Origin of the sequence: Pleurocapsa sp. CCALA 161, from assembly GCF_003003995.1 — a bacterium.
GTDB lineage: Bacteria > Cyanobacteriota > Cyanobacteriia > Cyanobacteriales > Xenococcaceae > Waterburya.
Genome location: NZ_PVWF01000028.1, coordinates 43,595 through 50,415, shown reverse-complemented (window position 1 = coordinate 50,415; position 6,821 = coordinate 43,595). Strand labels below are relative to the sequence as shown.

The 6,821-nt window shown below is 34.3% G+C and carries 6 protein-coding genes; 3 read left to right on the top strand and 3 right to left on the bottom strand.

Annotated features, from left to right (window positions below):
• The first annotated feature begins 110 nt into the window (after positions 1 to 110).
• Both C7B62_RS09020 and C7B62_RS09015 read left to right on the top strand, forming a co-directional pair.
• Positions 111 to 1,028 (top strand): glycosyltransferase, encoded by a 918-nt coding sequence (locus C7B62_RS09020; RefSeq protein ID WP_106234995.1) that lies wholly within the window; start codon positions 111 to 113, stop codon positions 1,026 to 1,028.
• Entirely contained in the window at positions 1,028 to 2,281 is a 1,254-nt protein-coding gene (locus tag C7B62_RS09015; RefSeq protein WP_106234992.1) for a lipopolysaccharide biosynthesis protein, read from the top strand. The genes C7B62_RS09020 and C7B62_RS09015 overlap by 1 nt, the downstream gene beginning before the upstream one ends.
• 150 nt (positions 2,282 to 2,431) lie before the next feature.
• On the opposite strand, the gene C7B62_RS09010 is transcribed toward C7B62_RS09015, so the two are convergent.
• The 3 genes from C7B62_RS09010 to C7B62_RS09000 all read right to left on the bottom strand — a co-directional run bounded on the left by C7B62_RS09010 (position 2,432) and on the right by C7B62_RS09000 (position 5,540).
• Positions 2,432 to 3,121, bottom strand: a complete 690-nt coding sequence (locus C7B62_RS09010; RefSeq protein ID WP_106234990.1) for a hypothetical protein — start codon at positions 3,119 to 3,121, stop codon at positions 2,432 to 2,434.
• A 268-nt stretch (positions 3,122 to 3,389) separates the two neighbouring features.
• Positions 3,390 to 4,574 (bottom strand): DegT/DnrJ/EryC1/StrS aminotransferase family protein, encoded by a 1,185-nt coding sequence (locus C7B62_RS09005; RefSeq protein WP_106234987.1) that lies wholly within the window; start codon positions 4,572 to 4,574, stop codon positions 3,390 to 3,392.
• A gap of 174 nt (positions 4,575 to 4,748) precedes the next feature.
• Positions 4,749 to 5,540, bottom strand: coding sequence for a phytanoyl-CoA dioxygenase family protein (locus C7B62_RS09000; RefSeq protein ID WP_106234985.1), 792 nt, complete (start codon positions 5,538 to 5,540; stop codon positions 4,749 to 4,751).
• A gap of 237 nt (positions 5,541 to 5,777) precedes the next feature.
• Between C7B62_RS09000 and C7B62_RS08995 the strand changes: the two genes are divergently transcribed.
• Complete coding sequence (locus C7B62_RS08995) at positions 5,778 to 6,776, top strand: adenosine kinase (RefSeq protein WP_106234982.1); 999 nt, start codon at positions 5,778 to 5,780, stop codon at positions 6,774 to 6,776.
• Positions 6,777 to 6,821: the final 45 nt, after the last annotated feature.

The window sequence follows — 6,821 nt, the reverse complement described above, 5'->3', positions numbered from 1 at the left end:
TCTTGTCAATCGTCCGAACGTAACGCATCATTTGGTGTAGTTACAAGCTGCATCCGCTTGTCGGTGCAGTAATTGACCCAAGCATTCCTTTGACAATTTTCAATTAAATTATGCCTACAATTTCTGTCGTTATCCCTACATATAATTCCGAAACTACTATTCAAGAAACAATTGAATCGGTACAAAAGCAAACTTTTAGTGATTTTGAGATAATTGTCATTGATGACGGTTCTCAAGATGGTACTATCGAATTGGTTAAAAGTCTTGTCAAATTAGAACCTCGTCTAAAAATTTTCTGCTACGAAAACGCAGGAGTCGCAGTTGCTCGTAATAGAGGAATTGAGCTGGCTCAAGGAGAGTTTATATCTCTATTAGATGCCGACGATCTTTGGACTCCAGATAAGTTAGAATTGCAGCTAAAAGCTTTAAAAGATCATCCTCAAGCAGGAGTTGCCTATAGTTGGACTAACCCTATAGACGAGCAAGGCAAAATTTTGTTTTTAGGCACTCGTCCTATTTGGGAGGGAAATGTTTATGGAAAGCTATTGCAAACGAATTTTTTGTCAAATGGCTCAAATATTTTAGTTCGCCGAGAAGCAATAGAATCAATTTGTGGCTTTCCTACCGACTTTCCCGTAGCCTCAGATTGGGACTTTTATCTTAAATTAGCCTTTAAATGCTCTTTTGTGGTCGTGCCTCAATACCAAATTTTGTATCGTCAACGTTCAAACAGTATGTCTTCTAATATTGAAGTTCTAATGCAAGAAAACTGTGCGGTATTAGAAAAAGCGTATTATATTGCACCAGCAGAATTAAAATCTTCTCGTAATAAAAACTTGAGTAATTTGTATTTTTATTTTGCTGAATTATATTTAAAACGAAGCAAAGATGTCAAAAGTATAAATCAAGTTGGACGAAATTTATGGATATCAATTCGCTTTTACCCGCCAAGTTTATTTAATAAAAATATTCAAAGAACATTGGTTAAATTTTGCTGGAAAAGATTATTATCAATTAAAAATTACTAATGCTAATTAACAAGCTAAAAAACTCGTTATCGAATCAATTTTTACGCAATGTTGGTTGGTTAGGTGCATCAGAACTAGTCAATCGAGTTTTTAGATTAGGTACAACAGTTACTTTAGCTCGTGTATTTAGTCCGCAAGACTATGGATTAATGGCTGTAATTTATACTATTTTTGATTTAGTAACTGTATTTATCTTCAAAGGTGGTATTGGAGCTAAAGTTATACAAGCAGAAGAAGAACAGGTTGCCACTATTGCCAGTACTTCTTACTGGCTTAATTGGATAGTATGTATTGCTCTTTTCTTGGTTCAATGCCTGGCAGCTTGGCCGATCGCTCAATTTTATGATAACAATAAGCTAATTTTACCTATTTGTGCTATATCCTTGATGTATTTAATTTATCCTTTTTTTCTAACTCACTGTGCCTTAATTGAGCGAGAAAATAGGTTGAAAATAATTGCTATGTGTACAGCATCTCAGTCAATTGTTAGTAATATTTTTACTGTTATTTTTGCACTTGTGGGTATGGGAATTTGGGCTATTGTCATACCAATGTTAATAACAGTTCCAGTTTGGTTTATTTTTAGCTGGAGAAATCATACGTGGCGACCACCAAAATCGTTTAGTTTAGAAGATTGGCAAATGATAGTTAATTATGGTAAAAATTTAATTGGAGTTGAATTATTAACCAAATTACGCCTCAATTTAGACTATTTAATAGTCGGTAAATTTCTGGGAGTAGAACAACTAGGATTATACTATTTTGCTTTTAATGCTGGTTCGGGAATTACAAATAATATAGTTAATTCTTTGATGTCAGCTTTATTTCCTCATCTTTGTGGTGCAAGAGGCGATCGCCAAGACTTGAAGAAACGTTATTTTAAAAGCTTAAAAACTATTTCCTTAACCGTAATTCCAATTGTTATTCTTCAATCAGCTTTATCGCCATTTTATGTACCAATCATCTTTGGTGAAAAATGGGTTAAAGCCATTCCCATTTTAATTCTAATTTGCCTTTCTGTTGTACCCATGACTTTTAAACATGCAGCTTCTTTATTATTAAATTCTATCGATCAAACTCACATCTCTCTTTATTTTGACTTAATTTATACAATTATTTTTGCTCTGGCAATTTTTATTTCTGTGCAACAAGGAATATTAGCCGTTGCAATTACCGTGCTGGCAATTAATCTTTTATTTTCTTTGACTTTTAGTATTTATTCTAGCCAAATGATATTTGCTAAAAAAATTTAAATATTAATTAATAATAAAATTATCTACTAGATTAACTTTGTATATTTGCCTTCTCTCTCCTCAGATTAACTATTTTATTGATTTTATTTATAGCGATCGCCTGAAAACTAAACACAGAACAAAATTTAGCATAAGCATAATATTATTACACTACAATAATTTTTTAGCTTTTTGATAACATGCTTTTACGTAATAGGTCATCAAACTGGCAATGCCTAATAACTTAAATCCTTCTTCTAAAATATAATGCCCCTTCATATTTTCAGGCAAAACATCAACAACTAGAGACATAAAAAAGAAAACCAAAGCTAGTATAAGCACCAAAATTTCTGTACGATATATTAATTTTCTAAAATAAAACCCATAGAAAAAAAATAGTGATACATAAAGGGTAAATACAGTTGCCTCTAAAATATTTTGTAGCTTATGATCGGTTACACTTATATTGGCATCTGCGCCAAATAACAAAGTAGAGAAGTTTTCGTGAAGCTGAAATGTATCATCAATTAATAAAAGAAGAACAAAATATCCTGAGCATTTAAAGAACAATTTCCATTTTTCATCATGCTTGTTATTAGCATCAATTAAGTAACTGCTAAAAAAACAAATGCTAGCAGCACAACATAGAAGTAATAGACCAAAATTAGAAACTGCTCCTGCGTATGGCGCTATACGACCTATTTCATTAGAATCGGCGACTAATTCATACACGGAAATTCTACTAAATTTTTCGATTAACCATACTGAAAAAATTATTGAGCAGATAGGTACGTATACTTTTCCTAAGCCATGTATTTGTTTACTAAATGAATCAAAAACCGATGAAATTAACTGCTTCATCAAAGCTAAATAATAAAAAAATTACGACTAAACTAAGAATATATTAAAATGAGCTTAATGTATAGTTAATAAATTTTACTGCAATATAATTTAAAATCGTCAACAATAACAATTTTTCAACAAAAATTGCTTCCAAAAGTCATTCTAAAGCCAGTATAGTTTTGTTACCACTACTCATTTTTGTCAAACTAATCTTGTCACAGTTTATTACTTCATGTTTGAATTAGCTTATATTAAACATTAATAGCTAGTTTTATAAATGTCTTGTTTACCCTAATATTTGTTTTACCGCCAAGATAACATCTTCAACATCTTTATCGGTCAACTTGGGTGACAATGGTAAGCTCACTGTTTGCCTTCCTATACGCATGGCATGAGGATAGTCTTCTGGTTTCCAACCAAAAGTTTTTTGATAATAAGGATGTTCAGGAATGCTTAAGTAATGTACTCCCAAACCAATATTTTCTGCTGTCATTGCATTCAAAAAATTGTCTCGACTAATTCCTGTTTTTGCTTCATCAACAAGAATAGTGAATAAGTGATAACCATGCTGGGTATTTTCTTCTGGACTTGCTGGTAAACTTATCGGCAAATCGCTCAAAGCTTCAATATATCTTTGCCAAATTGCTTCTCTTTTCAGCCAATATTGCTTGACCTTAGCTAGCTGATGAATTCCGATCGCAGCTTGTAAATCCATCATATTATATTTGTAGCCACACTCTTCCACATAATAGTGTTTATAGCCATCATCACCAAAACGCTTCCATGCATCTTTACTCATGCCATGCAATGCTAATGTTTTAATCCGAGCCGCCGCCGATTTTTGGCTAGTGAGGATCATTCCCCCTTCCCCTGTGGTAATGTTTTTGGTCACATAAAAACTAAAAGAGCCAAAATCACCAAATGTTCCAGCTTGGCGACCTTTATATTCTGTCTCAATAGCATGGGCGCAATCTTCAATCAATTTTAGATCGTGGTCTGCAACTAAGGCACAAATCCTATCCATATCACAAGGACGACCAGCAAAATGAACAGGCAATATCACTTTAGTTTTGTCGGTTATCTTCGATGCAATTTGCTCAGGATTAATATTCATCGTAACTGGATCTATATCTGCTAATACAGGCTTGCCACCAGCATGAAGAATGGCGTTGATAGTGGCACAAAAAGTTAGAGGCGTAGTAATAACCTCGTCACCAGGTTTTATTCCAGCAGCCAATATACTTAAATGTATGGCTGCTGTACAAGAATTGACCGCAACCGCATAATCCGCTTTTTTGTAATTGCTAAAGTCTTGTTCAAACCTTGCTACTTTTGGCCCTGTACCTAACCAACCAGATGTCATACTGGCAACAACTTCTTTGATTTCTGCTATTTCAATACAGGGAGAGCCAAATACCAAAAAATCTTCTTGAGAACGAATTGGAGATTTACCCTGAGAAATAGTTTGCATAACAGTTTTGATAATATTTTAAAGAATAATTTGTAGCTGAAATAAATTGAGATTTTGATTGATAACACTAACCAATAGTATTCAGTAATACAAATAAAAATTGAATATAATGCATTGTCAGAAAAATACTTGATTACTGATTATTGCATTTAGCTTATATTTTATAATACAAAATTAATTCTTATAATTTGCTAACTTGTTAAGTATTTTTTGAGATCGTTTGAGGTAAGGAATATAATATTTTAAGCGAGACATTGGATTATTACTGCCACGATAGGAACGGACAAATTCAGGGCTAGATTTACCATTTCGAGCAGCGACAAAATAAGGAGGCTCAATATAAGGATCGTAATGATCGAGAGACATATATTCGATCACATATGCCCATCTAGTATCCTGAGTAATATTGGGAGTCGTACTATGAAGCGTAAACGAAGAAAAAATCACTACATCTCCAGGTTCGGCGGTAATTAAAATAGGGTTTTGCGGTATTCCGTCATAAACAACTTCATATCCTTCATATCGATAAGGTTGACTTTGCAGATGTGAACCAGGTTGCAACAATAAACCACCATTATCGCCATTCGATTCGGTCAAAGCCACCCAAAACTGATAGTGAGTATCTTTCAATTTGCTATAATTGTTATCTTGATGCCAAGGAAAAGTATCTGAATTAGGTCCTTTAGCAACCGCCTGATCCCAACGTACCCAGATGTCAGGTCCAATCAAAATTTTGAGTAGATCAATGATCTTCTGCTGAGTGATGAAATGTTGAATTTTTGGACTATGAAAAAAAATACTACTTTTGAAGACCATCGAACCTTTGGTTAATTCATCTTGCTCATATCTGCGCTGGGAATCCTTGATGTCTTGCAGGAGAATTTGCATCTCCTCTTGAGAGAAAAGTCCTTTGCACAATAAAAAACCATCTGTTGCAAATGCAGTTTTAATTTCTTTTTCGTTCATAAATATTTTTAGAATTTCACAAATTGTAAAATAAAATTGTGTATTTGTTGAGAAATAATGAACCTAAATCTATCAAATGTTAGATATACAGTTGTGTCACACAAAAATTTAAAACTAATTTAAGCGAGCAAATCAAAATAGAACTAGTCAAATATAACTGCGATCGCTACTGATACTCAGAGGCTAATAGTGCTATCTTGCTTAAAGTTAATTGTGTTATGTGACTTGAGGTAATTTATGGCGAAATATGATGTATACGCTTTGGGTAATGCTTTATTAGATATTGAATTTGAAGTATCACCAGAGGTATTACAAAATCTAGGAATTGAAAAGGGTGTCATGACTCTCTTAGACCAAGAAAGTCAGGATAAAATTGTCAGTAATTTAGCCAACTATGACCAAAAACGCTCCTGTGGTGGTTCGGCAGCTAATACCTTGATTGCGATCGCTCAGTTTGGCGGTCAAGCGTTTTATTCTTGCAAAGTGGCAGATGATGAACCAGGCAAGTTTTACACTCAAGATTTAATTGACTGTGGTGTAAGCACTAATCTAGAAAGCCAGGTAGCAAAATCGGGAGTGACGGGGAAATGTCTTGTGTTTGTGACTCCTGATGCCGATCGCACGATGAATACTTTTCTGGGTATTTCTGGAGAATTTAGCGATGCAGAACTAGTCTCTGAGGCGATTAAGAATGCTGAATATACTTATATTGAAGGTTATTTAGTCAGTGGTGAAAGCAGCAAACAAGCAGCAATTAAAGCCAAAGAAACTGCTCAAGCTGCGGGAAACAAAGTAGCGTTTACCCTGGCGGATTTAAATATGGTCAAATTCTTTAAGTCTGGACTATTAGAAATTATTGGTTCAGGAGTAGATTTTCTGTTTGCTAATGAAGGAGAAGCTTTATTGATTGCAGAAACTCAAGATTTTGACCAGGCAATTGAATATTTAAAAACTTTAGCCACAAGGTTTGCGGTTACTCGCGGAGCATCGGGTTCAGTGGTTTTTGATGGTGAACAGCTAATTAAAATCGAACCGTTTCCTGTTAAAGCGATCGATACTGTGGGCGCAGGAGATATGTATGCAGGTGCTTTTCTCTACGGCATCACTAACGGCATGAGTTATACAGAGGCAGGGCAGTTAGCGTCTTTAGCATCTTCTCAAATAGTTACTACCTTGGGAGCGCGAATGAAAACCGCAGAAGTACAAAATCTCTTAAATCAGGCAAAAGTAGCCTAGGACTAAATATTTCTCGTTTAAAGAGTGCTAATTAATTTATAAGGT

Coding starts and splice junctions, on each gene's coding strand:
- C7B62_RS08995 (WP_106234982.1), top strand. CDS start 5,778: ATGGCGAAATATGATGTATACGCTTTGGGTAATGCTTTATTAGATATT.
- C7B62_RS09015 (WP_106234992.1), top strand. CDS start 1,028: ATGCTAATTAACAAGCTAAAAAACTCGTTATCGAATCAATTTTTACGC.
- C7B62_RS09020 (WP_106234995.1), top strand. CDS start 111: ATGCCTACAATTTCTGTCGTTATCCCTACATATAATTCCGAAACTACT.
- C7B62_RS09000 (WP_106234985.1), bottom strand. CDS start 5,540: ATGAACGAAAAAGAAATTAAAACTGCATTTGCAACAGATGGTTTTTTA.
- C7B62_RS09010 (WP_106234990.1), bottom strand. CDS start 3,121: ATGAAGCAGTTAATTTCATCGGTTTTTGATTCATTTAGTAAACAAATA.
- C7B62_RS09005 (WP_106234987.1), bottom strand. CDS start 4,574: ATGCAAACTATTTCTCAGGGTAAATCTCCAATTCGTTCTCAAGAAGAT.